The sequence below is a fragment of the Methylobacterium sp. CM6241 genome (genome assembly GCF_054817845.1).
Map to the genome: position 1 here is coordinate 1,816,102 of NZ_CM139246.1, position 18,697 is coordinate 1,834,798.

An 18,697-nucleotide genomic window follows, 5' to 3' on the forward strand; every position below is an offset into this window, starting at 1 on the left:
ATGTCCGCGCCGTGGACTACGACTCGACCGGTAGCGCACGGATGGACTCGTGGCGCCGTTGAACGGCTGCAATCGCACCATGCCTCCCCGCGCGACCACGTCACGACCCCCGATCGACCCGGCCCTCGACGCCGCGGCCCTGCTGCGGCGGGTCGGCTTCTTCGGCCTGTTCGTGCTGCTTCCCGTGGCCGCGCAGGTGGCCCGCCGCGCCACGGTGATCCTGGCACCCATCGCCATCGCACTCATCGTCATCGCCAGCGCCATCGACGGGAAACAGCGGCCGCTGCGGCTGACGGCGACGCGGATGCTGACATCCCCGACGTTCCTCGCCGGTGGGCTGGTCATCCTATGGTCGGCCCTGTCCCTCGTCTGGACGCCGTTCCTCGGCCCGGCGACGGAGCGCCTGCTCAATGTCATCGCCACCATCCTGATGACCCTGGCCGCCTATCTCGCGCTGCCGGACCGGATGCGCTCGGCCAATCTCTATCTGCTGCCGCTGGGCGTCATCGCCGCATCCATCGTCTCCATCCTGTTCGGCCTGTTCGGGGATACGCTCCTGCGCAACATGCCCGAAGATCAGAGCTCGGTGGATCGCGGCCTCACGCTCCTCGCTCTGCTGGTCTGGCCCTCCGTGGCGTGGCTGCGCTCACGCGGGCGCGACCTCGAAGCCCTCGGCACGGCCATCCTCGTGGCGGTCGCCCTCTCGTTCTCCTCCAATGTCACGCAGATCCTGGCCCTCGCCGTCGGCGCGGTGGCGTTTCTGCTCACCACCTACCGTCCGCTCGTCGGCGTGCGGGCCGTGGCCCTGATCTGCGGTGGCCTGCTGGTGAGCGCGCCTTTCCTGCCGTTCATCGCCCGGCCCATCGGGATCGTTGCCTTCGGTCCGACGGCCCCCGGCGTCCTGACCATCAAGGCGTGGCAGAAGGTCGTGACCACCGAGCCGGTCCGCCTCGTGACCGGGCACGGGTTCGAGACCGCCTCGCGCGGCCGGTTCGTGAACCTGCTTCCGAGCAATGCCCCGACGACGATGCTGTTCGAACTCTGGTACGAACTCGGGATCGTGGGCGCCTTCGCCGCCGCCTTCGCCCTCCACGCGGCGATCCGGCATAGCGGGCGCTCGGCCACCGCCGCCGCGCCCGGCGCCATCGCACCGGGTGCGATGGCCATCTTCGCCAGCGCCTTCACCATCGCCTGTATCGGCGTCGGCCTGACGGCGATCTGGTGGATCACGACGCTGACGATCACGGTGCTGGTCTTCATCGCCGTGGAGCGCGGGCAGTTCCGCACGCGTCGTCCCAAGGCCAGCCTGCTCAGGCCGCGCGCCGCGAGCCCGCGCCCCGCTAACGACGATTGACCGGAGCGGGCGGCCGCAACATCCGGGCCTCAGCCTTCCGCCGCCGCCTCGATGGCGGCCATGTCGTCGTCGGACAGGCCCATATGGTGCCCGATCTCGTGGACGAGGACATGGGTGACGAGGTGACCGAGGGTCTCCTCGTGCTCGGCCCAGTAATCGAGCAGCGGCCTGCGGTAGAGCCAGACCCGGTTGTGCATCTGCCCGGTCACCGTCTCGCCGCTCTGGGCGAGGCCGATTCCCCGGAACAGGCCGAGCAGGTCGAATTCGCTCTCGCACTGCATCTCGCTCAGGGTCTCGTCGTCGGGGAAATCCTCGACATGGACCGTCACGCCATCGCAAAGGGCGAGGAACGTCGCGGGCAGGCGAACGAGGGCGTCCCGCGCCAGGATCTCCACATCGTCGAGGGAGGGCGACCTGACCTCTGACCAGTCCTGAACGGCTTCGCTCATCGGATCGCCGGGAGGACCCGCTCGTTCAGGAAGGCGGCGAGATCGTTGGTGATGTGGTCGATATGTGGCTCCTTCACCGCCTCCTGCTCGAACGCCTCGCGGAACGGATCGATGGTGCGGGGAACGACGAGGACCGTCGCCATCCCGAGATCGTGCGGCACGACGAGGTTGCGGGCGATGTCCTCGAACAAAGCCGACCGGTGCGGATCGACCCCGTGCCGGTCGAGGAACCGCTCATAGGTGGAGCGCTCGGGCTTCGGGATGAAATCGGCTGCGGCGATGTCGAACACGTCCTCGAAATGGTCGAGGATGCCGAGCTTCGCCGCCACGTTCTCGGCATGGCGCCGGGAGCCGTTGGTGAGGATCAGCTTGCGGCCCGGCAATTGCTCGATGGCGTCGCCCAAGGCCGCGTCGAGGCGGATCGTCGAATGGTCGATGTCGTGGGCGAAATCGAGGAAATGGTAGGGGTCGACCTTCTCCTCCACCATCAGGGCTTTCAGCGTGGTGCCGTAGCGATGGTAGAAATGCTTCTGCAGCGCCCGCGCCGAGATCCCGTCGAGCCCGTAGAGCTGCATGACGTAGAGCGTGATCCGCTCGTCGACCTGCGGCCAGACTCGCGCGTCGCTCGGATAGAGCGTGTTGTCGAGATCGAACACCCAGGTGTCGATGGTCGAGAAGCCGCGGGAGCCCGCGCTGGAGAGATGGCTTTCACCGGGAAGGAACAATGGGGCTGAACGGGGTTCGAGACGGGGGACGGTGGTGACCGACGACGATCGTCCCTGGTTACGATGAAATTGTGCCTTGCGAAAGGAAGCGCTGCCATTCGGCACGTGCGGCAGCGGGATGGCCGAGTTGCATGTCGCGCCTGAATTGGCCGAATAACGAATGCGGAGCGAAGGAAACGGTAGGAATGTTGCAACGTTGATTTGCGTAACATGCCTCTGAAAGCCTCCGTCATGCATGGTCGATCACGGTCACGGGCAGGATGGGTAGCTTCGGATTGCTTCCCGGGATGGCGCGACGTGCAAGATCAGGCACAGGACCGAGGCGATGAAGAAGGTGTGGACGCTGTCGGACCGGATTCCACATCATGGATCGACCGTGACCCCGAGTTTCATCTCGACGCCGTGTGCCGTATTGCGGCCGCTCTATTTCGTGTTCCGATCGTCCTCGTTCCCCTCGCCGATACCGACTTTCTCCCCCTGAAGGCCGGACCGGGGACCGGGGAGGCCGAGCAGGATCGAGACGATGCGGTCACTTCACACCACATCGCCGGCAAGGCCGACAGACCGGTCGTGATCCGCGATCTCCTCGCCGATCCTCGTTTTGCCGATCATCCCCTGGCGAAGGGGGAGTTCCAGGCCCGGTTCTATGCCGGCATGCCTCTGGCGCATCGTCCCGGGCACCGGGCCGGTACGCTCTGCCTGATCGATACCGTGCCGCGTCCGGATTTCACCGAGGAGCAGCTGCTCCAGTTGCGGGACCTCGCCCTCATCGTCACCGGGCATCTGCGTCTCCATGATGCCAATGTGGAGCGCGAGGCCGAGCTGTGCGAGCGCCAGCGCGTGACATCCATCCTCACGCGCCGTGAAGCGCTTCTCCGGGCCGCCTTGGACTCCCAGCGCATGGCCGAGGAGATCGCAGGGTTCGGACATTGGCGTATCCACATCCCCGAAGGCCGGGTCGAATGGTCCGAGGGAATGGCGCGGATCCACGGTCGCGCGCCCGTCGACCCTGCCTGGATTCCCCTCGAGGAGCATCTGGCCTTCTACCATCCGGAGGACAGGGAGCGTGTGCGCTGGCATCTCGACGAAGCCGTGGCGGGGGTGGGCGCCTTCGCGCGCGACGATTACGAGCACCGGTCGTGCATCATCCGCCCGGGCGGGGAATGCAGGGTCGTCACCGAACGGGGAATCGTCGAGCGCGACCCGACCGGAGCCATCCGTGCCATTTCCGGAATCTGCCTCGACGTCACCGAACTGGCCCGATCCGACCAGCATTTGCGCGAAACGACGAACCTTCTGCGCATCACCCTGGAAAGCATCGACGAGGGCCTCGTCATGGTCGACATGGATGACCGGGTCCGGGTTCATAACGAGCGGCTGAACCTGCTGCTCGACCTGCCGCCGGGAATGCTCCACGACGGCGCGCCGTTCGACGATGTCCGCCACTTCATCGCCGAGCGGGACGGGACGCTTCCCGCAGTTCTGGACAGAGGCGTCCGCGACGCGAGACGCGAACGCGGCGAAGCGGGCGCCACCGGCGAGCATCAGCAGCGGGACGAGACCCTCCTCGAACTCTGCGGTGTGCCGCTGGCCGACGGCAGCACCGTCTACACCTTCGCCGACGTCACCGCCCGCCAGATGGCCGAACGCTCATTGCGCGAGAGCGAGGCGTCCTACCGCCTGCTCGCCGATTTCCTGCCTCAGATGGTCTGGATCACGAACGATCGGGACGACACCACCTACTGCAACCGCCATTGCGACCGCTATTACGGACGGCCCCTCGTTTCGCTGCTGGAGCGTGTCGAATCCTACCACCCCGACGATCGCGATCGCGTCTATGGCGATGTGTGCGACCGTCACAAAGCGTGGCAGGACTACGATTTCGAGATCCGCATCCGCCGCGCCGACGGCGTCTATCGCTGGCACAAGGTCAGCAAACGTCCGATCCGCCTCCTCGACGGTGCGCCCGGATGGCTCGCCACGGCCCTCGATATCGACGACATCATCACCGCCAGGATCGCCCTGGAGCGGACGGGCGACCTGCTACGTCTGGCGCAGGACGCGGCGGAGGCAGGGGTCTGGGAGTGGGACCTGGTCACGGGTCGGGTCTGGCAATCCCAGGAAAGCGCGCGGATGCAGGGATTGCCCCTCGACGAGGCCGATCCGGCCGCCGGCCTTTCGATGACCATGGAGGAGTGGGAGCGCAACGTACCGGACGAGGACGTGATCCGGGTTCGGAACGAGGCCCGCCGGGCCATCGCCACGCGCACAAATCACAGGGTGGAGTTCCGCGCCCTCCACCCGTCGACCGGTGAATGCCGCTGGTTCCAGGGGTTCGGCCGCGCCGTCCTCGATCCGCGGACGGGCGAGGTCTGCCGCTTCGTCGGCATGAATCTCGACATTACGGCCCGCAAGGAGACCGAGGAAGCGTTCCGGGCCAGCGATGCCCGCCTGCGCGTGAGCGAGGAACGGCTCGCTCTCGCCCTCGACAGCGGCAGGGACGGGTTGTGGGACGCCGATCTCCAGACCGGCGCGGTCTGGTTCTCCGACCGCTCCCAGAGCATGCTCGGCTACGAGCCCGGTGAATTCGGTCGGTCCTTCAGCTACGTCCAGTCCCTGATCCACCCGGACGACATGGCAGCTTGCCACGTCGCTGCGACCGCTCATTTCGAAGGTCGCCTACCGGCTTTTGAAATCGAGGTCCGGGTTCGCAACAAGGTCGGCGGCCATAGCTGGCTCCTCGCCCGCGGCAAGGTCGTCACCCGCGCCGCCGACGGTGCCCCGATCCGTTTCGTGGGGACCTATATCGATATCACGGCGCGCAAGGAGGCCGACCAGCGGATCGCCCATCTCGCCCGCCACGACGCCCTGACGGGCCTGCCCAACAGATCGGTGTTTCACGATCGTTTGAAACAGGTACTCGCGACGGTTCGGAACGGCGGCTGCGCGACGGCGGTGCTCTGTCTCGACCTCGACCGGTTCAAGGCGATCAACGACACGCTCGGGCATCTGGCGGGCGATACCCTCCTGAAGGTCGTCGCCGAGCGTCTGACCGACGTGGTGAAGCCCGGCGACTTGGTCTCCCGCCTCGGAGGCGACGAATTCGGCATCGTCCTGGTCGATCTGGACCGGAGTGACCAGGCCACCGAGATCGCCCGCAAGGTGATCGATTCCATTGCCCAGCCGATCAAGCTGGACGGTCAACTCGCTAATATCGGGATCAGCATCGGCATCGCCCACGCGCCGGCCGACGGGCTCGAGGCCGACCCTCTCCTGCGGCATGCCGATCTCGCGCTCTATCGCGCCAAGGCCGGCGGTCGGAACACGTTCCGCGTCTATGAAGCCGGCATGGACGCGGCGATCGAGGAGCGGCTTCAGCTCGAGGTCGATCTTCGCCAGGCCGTGCTGCGCGGCGACCTCATTCTGCATTACCAGCCCGTGGTCGATCTCGAGACGGACACGGTGAGCGGCGTCGAAGCGCTGATGCGCTGGCCGCATCCCACCCGTGGGATGATCCCGCCCGCCACCTTCATCGAGATCGCCGAAGAGACGGGTCTGATCATCGATCTTGGAAACTGGGCCCTGCGCGAGGCCTGCCGGGAAGCCGCCTCATGGACCCATTCCGCCCGGATCGCGGTCAACGTCTCGGCGATGCAGTTTCGCGAGCCGGGCCTCGAACAATGCGTGATCATGGCCCTCTCGGCCTCGGGCCTCGCGGCGGACAGGCTAGAACTGGAAATCACCGAAAGCGTCCTGATCCAGGATACCGAGGCGGTGATCGGCTGCCTGCACCGCCTGCGCTACCTCGGCGTCCGGATCGCTCTCGATGATTTCGGGACGGGCTATTCGTCCCTCAGCTATCTGCGGCAATTCCCCTTCGACAAGATCAAGATCGACCGTTCCTTCATCCGCGAGATCGCCGATGCGGACACGGCCGCCATCGTGCGCGCCATCGTCGGACTCGGCGAACGTCGCGGGACCACGATCACGGCGGAAGGCGTGGAGACCCGTGCCCAGCTCGATCTGGTGCGGGCGGAGGGATGCGGCGAGGTCCAGGGCTACTTCTTCAGCAAGGCCGTGCCGGCGCGGGACCTGCCGGGCGTCATCGCGAGGCTGTCCTGTGCCGAGAGGGCCGCCTGACGCCGAGGGATCAGGCGCCGAGACTGGCGAGATAACCCGGCGCGAGCCGAAGGCCGAGGGGCAGGGTGGTGACCGGCGGCGGGGTTCGGATACATTCCTCGAGAAAGATCATCGTGTCCCCGATGACGGCTTCCGAGAACGGCTTGGCGATCACCGCCACCGCACCGGCGAAGTCGTCGTGAAAGCGGCTGGCATTCGCGGTGAGGAAGACCAGGGTCATCGTGGGCTCGTCGGCCAGATTCCTGGCCACGTCGAGACCGGACGAGCCGCCCTTGAGTTGCAGGTCGATGAGGACGATGTCTGGCCGCGTCCGCCGGGCCACCGCGATGGCGTCGCTCGCGGAGACCGCCGTGCCCACGACCTCATGTCCGGCTTCTTCCAGCAGCATTTCGAGCTGCATCACGATCAGGGCTTCGTCTTCGACGACGACGATCCGCAGAGGTTCACTCACGGTGCGTTCCTGTTGCCGGTCCCGTCGCGGGGGAGGCGGATCTCGATCCGCGTCCCGGGCTCGGCCTGATGCCAAGCGATAGCGGCATTCAGCTGGCGCACAAGGCTCTCGATCAGGCGTTTCCCGAAAGTCCGGTCTCGAGCCACGTCCGGCGGCATGCCGATCCCGTCATCGGCGATGGTGATGCGGATCATGTCGCCCTCGGGCTTCACCGAAAGCGACAGCTGGCCTGTGGCATCGCGCGGGAACGCGTGTTTCAGTGCGTTGGTGAGCAACTCGTTCATGACGAGGGCGACCGGCGGCGCCTGTTCGACGGCGACCTCGACGGGAACGAGGTCGAAATCGAGCTCGATCCCCTGCCGCCCGGAGCCACGCACCAGATCGACGGCGAGTTCGCGCGCGAAGGCGGCGACGTCGAAACGCTGGACGTCGTTGGACTGGTAGAGCCGCTTGTGCACCGTGCCGAGGGCTTCGACGCGGGCCAGCATGGATTTGAGCGACGCCTTCGCATCGGGGTCGGTGATCGTCCGCGTCTGCAGGGTCAGCAGCGAGGCGATCATCTGGAGGTTGTTCTTCACCCGGTGGTCCACCTCGTGGACCAGCATCGTCTTGGCGGCCAGCGCTTCGGTCAGCTCTTTCGTGCGCTTCTGTACCTCGCGCTCGAAATGCAGTCTTTCGTTGCGCGTCTGCATGAGCGTGTCGATCCGGTCCGAGACGTCGAGCTGCGAGGCGAAGAAATACACCGTCTCGCCGTCGTCGTTGATCACCGGGCTGACATACAGCGCGTTCCAGAACTGGGTGCCGTCCTTGCGATAATTGAGGATGTCGACGGCGATGTCGCGTTTGGCCGTGACCGCGTCACGGATCTTGCGCACGGTGCCGGGATCCGTCTGCTCGCCCTGCAGGAAGCGGCAATTCTGGCCCATGATCTCGGGCCGGCTGTAGCCGGTCATCTTGAGAAACGCATCGTTGACGAAGACGATGGGATTGTCATCCTGCCGAGGGTCGGTGATCAGCATCGCCATGCGCGTCGCGCGGATGGCCGCCGCGAAAGGATCGCCCCTGCCGTGCTCGGCCCCCAATCGGTCGGTGAGGTGCCAGGCGTCGTCCGGTTCCATTTTGCCTTCCTGTGCTGACCGGCGCGTCTCGCGGCCAGAGCAAATGTCGTCAGTCACGACAAGGTTGCCTTCAGTATCACGAGGATCCGCATCGATCCGTCATGACGCGCGAAAGTTTGGCGACAAAGCCGTTGTGAGCTGAGATCAACGACATAGAGTACGTCATTCAATCGACAAGCTTCGTCTTTTGGTTCTGTTTCTCCCCTTTTGATGCATTTCTTACGGAGCGTGTGCCTGAACACGGCGGGATAACCGTTGCTGTTCCATCACGTGCTCAACGTTTCGGCACGACCGGGGGAGCGATGATTGCCCGCCGAACCCCGGAACGGTAGAATGGTCAAGCTCGTTATGGTCGAGCTTGACTGCTCCGTTGCCGGTCGAACGCCAGGATCATCCCGTCATGTCGACATCTCGCCGGTTCGGATGGGTCAAGGGCGCGGCCGCGCTCGCGATGGCCGCGCAATTGGCCGCCTGCGGATCGATCCCGCGCGTGGCCTACACCGCCGATCAAGCCGCCGCCGCGGTTCCTTCCGGCATGGATCTCAGCGTGCGCGCCTATGCCGACGCGTCGGAGAGCACCTTCACCGAAATGGTGGCGCGGCCGGAGCGCTCGAAGCGCGCCTTCGCCTACCTCGCCCTGTCGGGCGGCGGCGGTGACGGAGCCTACGGCGCCGGTATCCTCAACGGCTGGTCGGAATCCGGCAAGCGGCCCGAATTCGCCCTCGTCTCCGGTGTCAGCACCGGCGCGCTGATCGCGCCCTTCGCCTTCCTCGGGCCGGCCTACGATTCCACCCTCACCGACATCTATACGAGCGGCGTCGCCTCGACCCTGGTCCAATCGCCGAGCGTGGCCAACATCGTGTTCGGATCGGGCCTGTTCGGGGATGGCCGCCTGCGCGATCTCGTGCGCCGCTACGTGACGCCCGACCTGCTCGCCGCCATCGCGGAGCAGCACGCCAAGGGCCGCCGCCTCCTCGTGGTGACGACGAACCTCGATTCCCAGCGCGCCGTCATCTGGAACATGGGCGCCATCGCCGCGAATGGCGGTCCCAATGCCGTCTCGCTGTTCACGGATGTGCTCACGGCCTCCGCCAGCATCCCGGCCGTGTTCCCGCCCCAGCTCCTCGACGTGCAGGCCGAGGGCAGGGCCTTCCAGGAGATGCATGTGGACGGGTCGGTGGTGACGCCGGTCTTCACCCTCCCGCAATCGTTCCTGCTGCGGGACAACCGCCTGCGGACGGCGGGCAAGACCGACATCTACGTCATCATCAACGGACGCCTCGAGCCGGAATTCGACGTGGCGCAGAACAACACGCTGTCCATCGTCGAGCGCTCCTTCACCACCGCGAGCCGGGCGCGCAGCCGCGCCACCCTGGCGGCCACCTACGCCTTCACCCGCGGCAGCGGCATGGGCTTCAACCTCACCTATATCGACGAGGCCGCGCCGAACACGACCACGGCGCGGGGCTTCGACACCGGCTACATGCGCCAGCTCTACGAGAGAGGGCGCGAGACCGGACGGACCGGAAGCTTCTGGCAGAAGAACGTCCCCACCGCTCCCCTCGTCAAGGCGATCGCCGCCGGCGCCGCGCGGAACTGACCGGCCGGCACCATCCCCCGGTGGGGTGGTGCCCTGCGCGGCCCGCTCTCGCGCTCGTTGCTGCACTGCGATAGGATGATGAACATCCTCCCGTGTGGCCACCGGCCCGCATCTCCCCTGCGTTTGGCCGCTGATTCATGATCCAGATCGAAGACCTCACTTTCAGCGCCTGGGGCCGGCGCTTCTTCGACCGCGCGAGCGTGGCCGTCCCGCCCGGATCGAAGGTCGGGCTCGTCGGCCGCAACGGTGTCGGCAAATCGACCCTGTTCAAGATCATCCTCGGCGAGTTCCAGCCCGATAGCGGCGTGATCCTGCTGCCGAAGAATGCCCGCGTCGCCTCCGTCGACCAGGAGCATCCGGCGACCCCCGTCACCCTCATCGACACCATCCTGGCCGCGGATATCGAGCGCGAGGCCCTGAACCTCGAACTCGAAACCGCCGAGCCCGAGCGCATGGGCGAGATCTACGGCCGGCTGATCGAGATCGACGCCGACCGGGCGCCGGCCCGGGCGGGCGAAATTCTCGCCGGCCTCGGCTTCTCGGTGGAGGACCTGACCCGGCCGATGTCGGAATTCTCCGGCGGCTGGCGCATGCGCGTGGCGCTGGCCGCCGCGCTCTTCGCCGAGCCGGACATGCTGCTCCTCGACGAGCCCACCAACTACCTCGATCTGGAAGGCGCCCTCTGGCTGGAGGCGCGGCTGAAGCGCTATCCGCATTCGGCGCTCATCATCAGCCACGACCGCGAGCTTCTGAACAACTCGGTGGACGCGATCCTTCACGTCGCCAACGGCAAGCTCGAACTCTATACCGGCGGTTACGACGATTTCGAGAAGCGCCGGGCCGAGAAGGCACGGCTGCAGGCCTCGACCAAGATGAAGCAGGACGCCGAGCGCGCTCATTTGCAGAGCTTCGTCGACCGGTTCAAGGCGTCGGCCTCCAAGGCGGCGCAGGCCCAGTCGCGCATGAAGCGTCTCGCCAAGATGGAGCCGATCTCCACCACCATCGAGGAGCATGTGGCCCCGTTCCACCTGCCTTCGCCGAAGCGTCCGCTGGCGCCGCCGCTGATGCATCTCACCGATGCCACCATCGGCTATGGCAATGACGAGCCGGTGCTGCGCGACCTCAACCTGACCCTCGACGTCGATGACCGGATCGGATTGCTGGGGGTGAACGGTGCCGGCAAGTCGACCTTCGCCAAGATGGCGGCCGGCGCCCTGAAGGTGCGGGACGGGCGCATGGTGCGCGAGGGCCGGGTGCAGGTCGGCTGGTTTCACCAGCACCAGATCGAAGCCCTCGACCCGAAGGACACGCCCCTCGACATCATCCGCCGCGAGCGGCCGGACGACAGCGAATCCGGGCGCCGCGCGAAGCTCGCCAGTTTCGGCCTCGCCTTCGACAAGCAGGAGACCACGGTCGACGCGCTCTCGGGTGGCGAGCGGGCGAGACTCCTGCTCAATCTCGTGGCGATGCAGGCACCCCACCTGCTCATCCTCGACGAGCCGACGAACCATCTCGACATCGACAGCCGCCGGGCCTTGCTCGACGCGCTGAACGATTACGGCGGCGCCGTCATCCTCATCACCCACGACCGTTCGCTGATGGAACTGGTGGCCGACCGCCTCTGGCTCGCGGCAGACCGGACCGTGAAGCCCTTCGCCGGCGACATGGACGATTACGCCCGCTTCGTCCTCGACCGGTCGAAGACCGGCAAGACCGCGCCCGGCCAGGGTCGGGAGAAGAAGAACAAGCGCAAGGCGGCGTGAGGATAGATTCTGTCGCGTGCCGGCTTTTGTCTACATCCTGCGCTGTGCCGACGGTAGCTACTATGTCGGATCGGCGCGCGGCGAACCCCTGGACAAGCGACTTGGTGATCATCACGCCGGCACGTTTCCCGGTTATACCAGCAGCCGTCGCCCCGTTGCTCTGGTGTATGCCGCTCAATTCGAATGGATCACCGATGCCATTGCTTTCGAGCGCAGGCTGAAAGGTTGGAGCCGGGCGAAGAAGGAAGCCCTCATCGCCAGTGACTGGGATGCCTTGCAAAAATTGGCGAAGCGTCCGCGCCATGAAGGGACTTCCGACCCGCCGACCTCATCCTGAGGCGCTTTCGCAACGCGAAAGCCTCGAAGGAGCTCTCCAGTCTGCATTGCGATGACTGGAGGGCTCCTTCGAGGCCGCTCACGCGGCACCTCAGGATGAGGTTCGTGGTGGGACGTGAGGAGCGGTTCTGTGGGAAACTCCTCCGGGATCGCCCCTCACCCCCGGCTGCCGCCCCGCCACAAAGAAGACGGGGGCATTGCTTCCCTCTCCCCGCGTGCGGGGAGAGTGATTGTTCGTTGAGCTTACTTCCGCAGGATCTTCGTCACGAGGCGGCCGATCGGGTTGCTCGAATCGTAGTTGCGGTCGTCGCGGACGACGGGGCGGTTGTCGTTGCCGAGAAGCTTGGTGACGAGGCGTCCGATGAGGCTCATGGCTGTATCCCTTCAAACCGGTTATGCGCCGCATTACGGCGCAGCTTGACGGTCAACACGCCGGACGTCCTCCCGTTCCGGATGAACCCCCAGATGACGTGCGCCCGTCCCGGCATCGCCCTTGCTCCTCTCGGGCCGAAAGAGGGGACACGATGACCGAGCGACTGCTCCATGCCGGCGCGAGCCTGGCGCTGCTCCTCGCGATCGCGATCCTGTTCTCCACCAACCGCCGGGCGATCCGACCCCGGACCGTCATCTCGGCCCTCGCCCTGCAGATCGCGATCGGCGCCGTCGTGCTGTTCGTGCCCGTGGGGCGGCAGGTCCTCGACGTGGCCTCCACCCTCGTCCAGACAATTCTGGCGTATGGCGATCGCGGGGTCCTGTTCCTGTTCGGCGGCCTCGTCGAGCCGCGCATGTTCGAACTCTTCGGCGGCAGTGGCTTCATCCTGGCCCTGCGGGTGCTGCCGCAGATCCTTTACGTCTCCGCGCTGATCGCGATCCTGTATCATCTGCGGGTGATGCAGACCCTGGCCCGCCTCATCGGGGCCGGACTCCAGCGGGTGCTCGGCACCTCGCCCATCGAGACCTTCTCGGCCGTCATCACCATCGTCATCGGCCAGAGCGAGATCGCCGTGGCCCTGCGGCCGTTCCTGATCCTGCTGACCGGGGCCGAGTTGTTCGCCGTCATGTCGAGCGGGGCCGCCTCCACCGCCGGATCGATCCTGGCCGGCTACGCCGCCTTGGGTGTGCCGATGGAGTATCTCCTCGCCGCCGGTGTCATGGCGATTCCCGGCGGGCTTCTCTACGCCAAGATCCTGATGCCCTCGACGGAACCGACGCGGGTGACGACGATGCGGGTGGAATTCGCCGAGACGCGGGCGGTCAACCTCATCGAGGCGGCGGCCGACGGCACGCAGAAGGGCCTCGTCATCGCGGTCTCGGTGGGCGCAATGCTGATCGCCTTCACCGGGCTCATCGCCCTTCTCAACGGCATTGCCGGATGGGGCGGCGGACTGGTCGGCTATCCGTCTCTCAGTATCGAGGGAGTACTTGGGCTCGCCTTCGCGCCGCTGGCCTGGCTCATGGGCGTGCCCTGGAGCGAGGCGGGTCTGGTCGGCGGCGCCATCGGGCAGAAGATCGCGTTCAACGAGTTCCTGGCCTATGCGCAACTCTCGCCGACACTGAAGGCCGGCACGCTCGATGCCCGGACGACGGCCATCCTGTGCTTCGCCCTGTGCGGCTTCGCCAATCTGGCCTCCATCGCGATCCAGCTCGCGAGTCTGGAGAGCCTCGTCCCCGAGAGGAGGTCCGAGATCGCACGCTATGGAATGCGCGCGATCCTGGCTGGTACGTTGTCGAACCTGACGAGTGCGACCATCGCCGGCCTGTTCATCGGCTGACGGCGGACCCTCACGCGGCGGCGCGCTTGGCCTTGGACGGCTTGGCCGCTGCCGGGGCGGCCTTGGCCGGAGCCGTGACCGGAAGTTCGATGTCGACCCCGAGGGTCGACATGTCCTGGCCCCGTTCCAGGCGGATCTGGACCTTGTCCCGCTCCACCGTCACGTGCTTGGCGATGACGGCGAGGATCTCCTCCCGCAGGAGCATCACCAGATCGGAACCGCCGGCCCCGGCCCGTTCATGGGCCAGGATCAGCTGGAGACGGTCGCGGGCCGTGGGGGCCGAGGCGCGTTTGCTGAAGAGGTTGCGCAGGCTCATGCCGCCCTCCGGGTGAACAGCTTGTTGAGGAGAGACTTCTTGTCGGACGGCACGGTCATCGGAACCGTATCGCCCTTGAGGCGGCGGACGGCATCGATATAGGCCCGGGCCGGGGCGCTGAGCGGGTTGTTCATCGTCACCGGGCAGCCGACATTGGAGGCGCGCAGCACTTCCAGGCTCTCCGGGATGATGGCGAGCAGCGGGATCGAGAGGATCTCGAGCACGTCGTCGACCTTCAGCATGTCGCCGCGATCAGCGCGGGCGGGGTCGTAGCGGGTGAGGATGAGGTGTTTCTCCATCACCTCGCCGCGCTCGGCCTTCAGGGTCTTCGAATCGAGAAGGCCGATGATCCGGTCGGAATCGCGGACCGAGGAGACTTCCGGGTTCGTGACCACGACGGCGAGGTCGGCGTGGCGCATGGCCAGGGTGGCTCCGCGCTCGATGCCGGCCGGGGAATCGCAGATCACCCAGTCGAACTTCTCGCGCAGCTCTTCCATCACCTTGGCGACGCCCTCGTCTGTCAGGGCGTCCTTGTCGCGGGTCTGCGAGGCGGGCAGCAGCGACAGGTTCTCGAGCCGCTTGTCGCGGATCAGCGCCTGGTTGAGCTTGGCGTCGCCGTTGACCACGTTGATGAGGTCGTAGACCACGCGCCGCTCGGCGCCCATCACGAGGTCGAGGTTACGCAGGCCGACGTCGAAATCGACGACGGCGACGCTCTGTCCGGCCTGCGCGAGTGCTGCGCCGAGAGCCGCTGTGGTGGTCGTCTTGCCGACGCCGCCCTTGCCCGAAGTAACGACCAGAACCTTGGCCATGTTCGTATCTCTCCTTAATCCAAGGTTGCCATTTTGATGGAGCCGCTATCGAGCCAGATCTGCACGGGTTTCCCGCGCAGGGTCGTGCCCATGTCCTCGGCCGTGCGGACGAGGCGATCGATCCCGAGCAATTCGGGCTCGAACTTGCGGCAGTAGATGCGGGCGCGGGGGTTGCGGGCGGCGCCGGCGATGGCGCGCCCCCGCAATGCGCCGTAGACGTGGATCGAGCCGCCGGCGAGGATCTCGGCGCCGGAGGCGACCGAACCCATGACGGTGACGTCCCCGGTCGGATGCACGATGGACTGGCCGGAACGGACCGACCCTTCGATCATGAGGGAGGTGGTCTCGGGCTCGGCATCGCCCGGGATCTCGATGCTGGTCGCCGGCCGTCCCGCCACCAGAAGCGGGGGGAGGGCGATGCCGTCGAGCAGGGTCTTGCCCGAGAGCGTGGCTTCCGCGCCCTCGATGCCGAGGATGCGGATGCGGCGGGTGCCGAGATCGGCCAGCAGCTTGCCCACCACGTCCGGGTCAGACCCGAGCGCCGCGATGTCGAGGATGAGGGGGCGGCCGTCGAACAGGGTCGGCGACCGCTTCAGCGAGGCGTCCAGATCGGCGAACCAATCGGGAAGCGGAGCTTCCGGAGCCAGGACGAGTGCCTTGAAGGCACGGCCTCGTAGCGTCACGGATCGGCGGGATGGAGGGGCGTGTGTCACGGGCTCTCGCGATTCCTTACCGAACCATTGACGGTCCTTATGGTTACCGCTTGGTTAACGAGCCGGCTTTCTGTGATCCTGTGACCCTATAATCCTGCGATCCCGGGTTCCTGTGTCGGCGCTACTCAAGCGCGGCGACCTTGATCGCATCGCCGTCCAGGCGGATCTGCGCCGGCTGGCCCCGGCGGTCCGGCCCGAGATCGTCGGCCGTCCGGTAGAGACCGTCGATGGCGAGCAGTTCCGGCTCGAACTTGCGGCAGGTGATGCGGGCATCGGGATTGCCGGATGCCCCGGCGATCGCCCGCCCTCGCAGCGCTCCATAGATATGGATGGAGCCGCCGGCGATCACTTCCGCCCCGGAGGCCACCGATCCCATGATGGTGATGTCGCCTTCGAGATGCAGGATCGTCTGGCCCGACCGGACCGGCTGGTCGAGGATCAGCGAGCGGGCGGGGCGTGGCGGCTCCGCGTGCGTGGGCGCGGGCGCGTCCGGCGTGGCGACCTCGTCCACCGGCCGTCCGCCGGCCGGGGCGGGGGGCAGCCCCTCGCCGAGGCTGCCGGATTTGGCTCCCTCGATCCCCATCACGGTAACGTCGCGGGCCTTGAGCTCGGAGACCAGGGCGGTGAGGTCCGCGCGGTCGAGGCCGAGACCGGACACGTCGAGGATCACCGGGCGCCCCACGAAGAAGGCGGGGGAGCGCCGGGACAGCGCGTCGAGGTCTTCGAGCCAGTCATGCACCGGTGCCGAGGGGGCCAGCACCAGGGCCATGAAGGAGCGGCCACGGAAACGGATTGGGGGACGGGAATTCGGCTGGGTCACGCGGGGGCGTTTCTGTTGTTCCGGAATCGAAAAGGGACTTCTTGAGCCGACCATATCGGCAGATCGCCCGGAACGCTCCCCTCCCGGCATCGTCGCCCACGCCTGTTTCTCTCATGCCTCCGGCCAGCCGCCGTTTCCCCTTGCCATGCGTCCTAATCGAACATAAAGATATCTTTATGTCTCAAGAGAGCGCCAAGGCGACATTTGTCCTTCCTTTCTCCGATGCCCTCGGTGTGCTGCGCGCCACCGCGGAAGAGACGCGCCTGCGCATCCTCGCTCTGTTGATGCAGGGGGAATTGTCGGTCTCCGATCTCACCGACATCCTCGGCCAGTCACAGCCCCGCATCTCGCGCCATCTCAAGCTTCTGGTCGAGGCGGGTCTGGTGGAGCGGCATCGCGAGGGGGCCTGGGCGTTCTTCCGGCTGATCGAGGCGAGGACCGGGCTGGTGGAGCCCCTGGTCGGCGGTCTCGACCGCTCGAGCCCGCCTCTGTCCGAGGATCGGGCCCGGTTGGAGGGCGTGCGTGCCCAGCGCGCGGATGCCGCGCAGAGCTTCTTCGCCCGCCTCGCCCCGAAATGGGACCAGCTTCGCTCGCTCCACGTGCCGGAGGCGATGGTGGAGGCGGCGGTGATCGACGCCCTCGGATCGCGCCCGGTGCGCAGCCTGATCGATCTCGGCACCGGCACGGGGCGGATGCTCGGACTTCTGGCGCCGAGGGCTTCTCGCGCCACGGGGCTCGATTCGAGCCATGCCATGCTCTCCGTCGCCCGCGCCAATCTGGAGCGGGCCGGCCTGTCGGGCGTGGACCTGCGCCAGGGTGACATCCATGCACCGCCCTTCGGCCGTGGCAGCTTCGACCTCGTCGTGGTGCATCAGGTCCTGCATTATCTCGACGACCCCGCCCGTGCGCTCCGTGAGGCGGCGCGGCTCGTGGCGCCCGGAGGCCGGCTGCTGGTGGTGGATTTCGCGCCGCACGATCTCGAATTCCTGCGCGAGGAGCAGGCCCATCGCCGCCTCGGCTTCGCCGCCGAGCAGGTGACGGGCTGGCTCGCCGATGCCGGGCTCGGCATGGTGGCGACACGCCATCTCGCCCCGGCCGACGAGAGCGGGCACCAGCTCACCGTGACCCTCTGGCTCGCCGCCTCGGCGGCCGAGCCGACCCTTGCTTCCGAGGCGGAGCGCGCGGTGGCCTGACCGGCCGCCACGGATTCCCGTCTCGACGACACACGTCTGAACCGAAAGATCTTGAGGACGACCCGATGCCCACCGCTTCCCATCACCGCGCCAGCCGCGACGGCTACCGTCCGATCCAGGTCTCCATCGAGTTCTTCCCGCCGAAGACCGACGAGATGGAGAAGGTCCTGTGGTCGTCGATCGAGCGGCTCGCCCCGCTCCAGCCGAAATTCGTCTCGGTGACCTATGGGGCCGGCGGCTCCACCCGCGAGCGCACGCACAACACCGTGGCGCGGATGATCAAGGAGACGAGCCTCAAGCCCGCCGCCCATCTCACCTGCGTGGACGCCACCCGCGAGGAGATCGACGAAGTCGTGCAATCCTATTGGGATGCCGGGGTACGCCACATCGTGGCCCTGCGCGGCGACCCGCAGGACGGCGTCGGCACCGCTTATCGTCCGCATCCGGGCGGCTATGCCAGGACCAGCGATCTTGTGGCCGGCATCAAGCGCATCGGCGACTTCAAGGTCTCGGTCTCGGCCTATCCGGAGAAGCATCCCGAGGCCGCCACGCTCGATGCCGATATCGATGCGCTGAAGGCCAAGGTCGATGCGGGGGCCGACCAAGCGATCACGCAGTTCTTCTTCGAGAACGACGTCTATCTCCGCTACGTGGAGAAGGTGCGGGCGGCGGGGATCGAGATCCCGATCATCCCCGGCATCCTGCCGGTTCAGAACTTCAAGCAATCCGCCAATTTCGCCCGCCGCACCGGCGCCTCGGTGCCGTACTGGCTGGCCGCCCGGTTCGAGGGTCTGGACAACGATGTCGATACCCGCCGGCTGATCGCGGCGGCGGTCGCGGCCGAGCAGGTGCTCGATCTGGTGGACGAGGGGGTCAACGACTTCCATTTCTACTCGATGAACCGCTCCGACCTCGTCTATGCCATCTGCCATCTCCTCGGCCTGCGCGCGCAGGCACCGAAGGTGGCGGCGGCGAAGGCGGCCTGAACGACCATGGGACGGGGGCCTCTCCTCCCCCTTGTGGGGAGGAGCTGGAGGTGGGGGTGGTGTCGGATACGGCGCGACATCTTCGCTGCCACCCCCACCCCTGACCCCTCCCCACAAGGGGGAGGGGGATCATCTGCGACGGAACTTGA

Annotated in this window: 17 protein-coding genes; 8 read left to right on the forward strand and 9 right to left on the reverse strand. The window is 66.7% G+C overall.

Annotated features, from left to right (window positions below; genetic code table 11):
* The first annotated feature begins 79 nt into the window (after window positions 1–79).
* Window positions 80–1,354 (forward strand): hypothetical protein, encoded by a 1,275-nt coding sequence (locus ACYQR9_RS08440; protein WP_056432444.1) that lies wholly within the window; start codon window positions 80–82, stop codon window positions 1,352–1,354.
* A gap of 29 nt (window positions 1,355–1,383) precedes the next feature.
* On the opposite strand, the gene ACYQR9_RS08445 is transcribed toward ACYQR9_RS08440, so the two are convergent.
* Both ACYQR9_RS08445 and ACYQR9_RS08450 read right to left on the reverse strand, forming a co-directional pair.
* Window positions 1,384–1,803 carry a metallopeptidase family protein gene (locus tag ACYQR9_RS08445; RefSeq protein WP_461229320.1) on the reverse strand — a complete coding sequence of 140 codons (420 nt, stop codon included), beginning with the start codon at window positions 1,801–1,803 and terminating at the stop codon, window positions 1,384–1,386.
* Entirely contained in the window at window positions 1,800–2,528 is a 729-nt protein-coding gene (locus ACYQR9_RS08450; protein ID WP_207410245.1) for a pyrimidine 5'-nucleotidase, read from the reverse strand. The genes ACYQR9_RS08445 and ACYQR9_RS08450 overlap by 4 nt, the downstream gene beginning before the upstream one ends.
* Before the next feature lie 336 nt (window positions 2,529–2,864).
* Here ACYQR9_RS08450 and ACYQR9_RS08455 point away from each other — a divergent pair, with 336 nt between their 5' ends.
* Window positions 2,865–6,668 (forward strand): EAL domain-containing protein, encoded by a 3,804-nt coding sequence (locus ACYQR9_RS08455; protein WP_461229321.1) that lies wholly within the window; start codon window positions 2,865–2,867, stop codon window positions 6,666–6,668.
* 10 nt (window positions 6,669–6,678) lie between these two features.
* Here ACYQR9_RS08455 and ACYQR9_RS08460 read toward each other — a convergent pair whose 3' ends face one another.
* On the reverse strand, window positions 6,679–7,119 hold the full coding sequence (locus tag ACYQR9_RS08460) for a response regulator (RefSeq protein WP_056432039.1): 441 nt from the start codon (window positions 7,117–7,119) through the stop codon (window positions 6,679–6,681).
* Entirely contained in the window at window positions 7,116–8,237 is a 1,122-nt protein-coding gene (locus ACYQR9_RS08465; protein ID WP_207410248.1) for a histidine kinase dimerization/phosphoacceptor domain -containing protein, read from the reverse strand. The genes ACYQR9_RS08460 and ACYQR9_RS08465 overlap by 4 nt, the downstream gene beginning before the upstream one ends.
* A gap of 400 nt (window positions 8,238–8,637) precedes the next feature.
* Between ACYQR9_RS08465 and ACYQR9_RS08470 the strand changes: the two genes are divergently transcribed.
* The 3 genes from ACYQR9_RS08470 (at window position 8,638) to ACYQR9_RS08480 (ending at window position 11,937) form a co-directional block, all read left to right on the forward strand.
* A complete protein-coding gene (locus ACYQR9_RS08470; protein WP_419951049.1) occupies window positions 8,638–9,837 on the forward strand; it encodes a patatin-like phospholipase family protein in 1,200 nt (399 codons plus the stop codon).
* Window positions 9,838–9,974: 137 nt separating this feature from the next.
* Window positions 9,975–11,600 (forward strand): ABC-F family ATP-binding cassette domain-containing protein, encoded by a 1,626-nt coding sequence (locus ACYQR9_RS08475; protein WP_207410250.1) that lies wholly within the window; start codon window positions 9,975–9,977, stop codon window positions 11,598–11,600.
* Window positions 11,601–11,616: 16 nt separating this feature from the next.
* A complete protein-coding gene (locus ACYQR9_RS08480) occupies window positions 11,617–11,937 on the forward strand; it encodes a GIY-YIG nuclease family protein (RefSeq protein WP_419951048.1) in 321 nt (106 codons plus the stop codon).
* A gap of 242 nt (window positions 11,938–12,179) precedes the next feature.
* Here the strand turns inward: ACYQR9_RS08480 and ACYQR9_RS08485 are convergent, their stop codons facing one another.
* On the reverse strand, window positions 12,180–12,308 hold the full coding sequence (locus tag ACYQR9_RS08485; protein WP_018045197.1) for a hypothetical protein: 129 nt from the start codon (window positions 12,306–12,308) through the stop codon (window positions 12,180–12,182).
* Window positions 12,309–12,460: 152 nt separating this feature from the next.
* Between ACYQR9_RS08485 and ACYQR9_RS08490 the strand changes: the two genes are divergently transcribed.
* Window positions 12,461–13,708 (forward strand): NupC/NupG family nucleoside CNT transporter, encoded by a 1,248-nt coding sequence (locus ACYQR9_RS08490; protein WP_461229322.1) that lies wholly within the window; start codon window positions 12,461–12,463, stop codon window positions 13,706–13,708.
* Between the two features lie 10 nt (window positions 13,709–13,718).
* On the opposite strand, the gene minE is transcribed toward ACYQR9_RS08490, so the two are convergent.
* The 4 genes from minE to minC (ACYQR9_RS08510) form a co-directional block, all read right to left on the reverse strand.
* Window positions 13,719–14,024, reverse strand: a complete 306-nt coding sequence (minE, locus tag ACYQR9_RS08495; protein ID WP_018045195.1) for a cell division topological specificity factor MinE — start codon at window positions 14,022–14,024, stop codon at window positions 13,719–13,721.
* Window positions 14,021–14,836 (reverse strand): septum site-determining protein MinD, encoded by an 816-nt coding sequence (gene minD, locus ACYQR9_RS08500; protein ID WP_018045194.1) that lies wholly within the window; start codon window positions 14,834–14,836, stop codon window positions 14,021–14,023. Before minD ends, minE begins: the two co-directional genes overlap by 4 nt.
* Window positions 14,837–14,850: 14 nt before the next feature.
* Window positions 14,851–15,549: a septum site-determining protein MinC gene (gene minC / locus ACYQR9_RS08505; protein WP_056432051.1), complete on the reverse strand. Its 699-nt coding sequence runs from the start codon at window positions 15,547–15,549 to the stop codon at window positions 14,851–14,853.
* Window positions 15,550–15,670: 121 nt separating this feature from the next.
* Entirely contained in the window at window positions 15,671–16,369 is a 699-nt protein-coding gene (gene minC, locus ACYQR9_RS08510; protein ID WP_461229323.1) for a septum site-determining protein MinC, read from the reverse strand.
* Between the two features lie 176 nt (window positions 16,370–16,545).
* Between minC (ACYQR9_RS08510) and ACYQR9_RS08515 the strand changes: the two genes are divergently transcribed.
* Both ACYQR9_RS08515 and metF read left to right on the forward strand, forming a co-directional pair.
* Window positions 16,546–17,562 (forward strand): ArsR/SmtB family transcription factor, encoded by a 1,017-nt coding sequence (locus tag ACYQR9_RS08515; RefSeq protein ID WP_461229324.1) that lies wholly within the window; start codon window positions 16,546–16,548, stop codon window positions 17,560–17,562.
* Between the two features lie 65 nt (window positions 17,563–17,627).
* Window positions 17,628–18,548 carry a methylenetetrahydrofolate reductase [NAD(P)H] gene (gene metF / locus ACYQR9_RS08520; protein ID WP_056432058.1) on the forward strand — a complete coding sequence of 307 codons (921 nt, stop codon included), beginning with the start codon at window positions 17,628–17,630 and terminating at the stop codon, window positions 18,546–18,548.
* Window positions 18,549–18,697: the final 149 nt, after the last annotated feature.

Excerpts from the sequence above, each read along its gene's own strand:
- minD (WP_018045194.1), bottom strand. The coding sequence starts at position 14,836 with ATGGCCAAGGTTCTGGTCGTTACTTCGGGCAAGGGCGGCGTCGGCAAG.
- ACYQR9_RS08490 (WP_461229322.1), top strand. The coding sequence starts at position 12,461 with ATGACCGAGCGACTGCTCCATGCCGGCGCGAGCCTGGCGCTGCTCCTC.
- ACYQR9_RS08470 (WP_419951049.1), top strand. The coding sequence starts at position 8,638 with ATGTCGACATCTCGCCGGTTCGGATGGGTCAAGGGCGCGGCCGCGCTC.
- ACYQR9_RS08515 (WP_461229324.1), top strand. The coding sequence starts at position 16,546 with ATGTCTCAAGAGAGCGCCAAGGCGACATTTGTCCTTCCTTTCTCCGAT.
- ACYQR9_RS08445 (WP_461229320.1), bottom strand. The coding sequence starts at position 1,803 with ATGAGCGAAGCCGTTCAGGACTGGTCAGAGGTCAGGTCGCCCTCCCTC.
- ACYQR9_RS08475 (WP_207410250.1), top strand. The coding sequence starts at position 9,975 with ATGATCCAGATCGAAGACCTCACTTTCAGCGCCTGGGGCCGGCGCTTC.
- ACYQR9_RS08485 (WP_018045197.1), bottom strand. The coding sequence starts at position 12,308 with ATGAGCCTCATCGGACGCCTCGTCACCAAGCTTCTCGGCAACGACAAC.
- ACYQR9_RS08440 (WP_056432444.1), top strand. The coding sequence starts at position 80 with ATGCCTCCCCGCGCGACCACGTCACGACCCCCGATCGACCCGGCCCTC.
- minE (WP_018045195.1), bottom strand. The coding sequence starts at position 14,024 with ATGAGCCTGCGCAACCTCTTCAGCAAACGCGCCTCGGCCCCCACGGCC.
- metF (WP_056432058.1), top strand. The coding sequence starts at position 17,628 with ATGCCCACCGCTTCCCATCACCGCGCCAGCCGCGACGGCTACCGTCCG.
- ACYQR9_RS08465 (WP_207410248.1), bottom strand. The coding sequence starts at position 8,237 with ATGGAACCGGACGACGCCTGGCACCTCACCGACCGATTGGGGGCCGAG.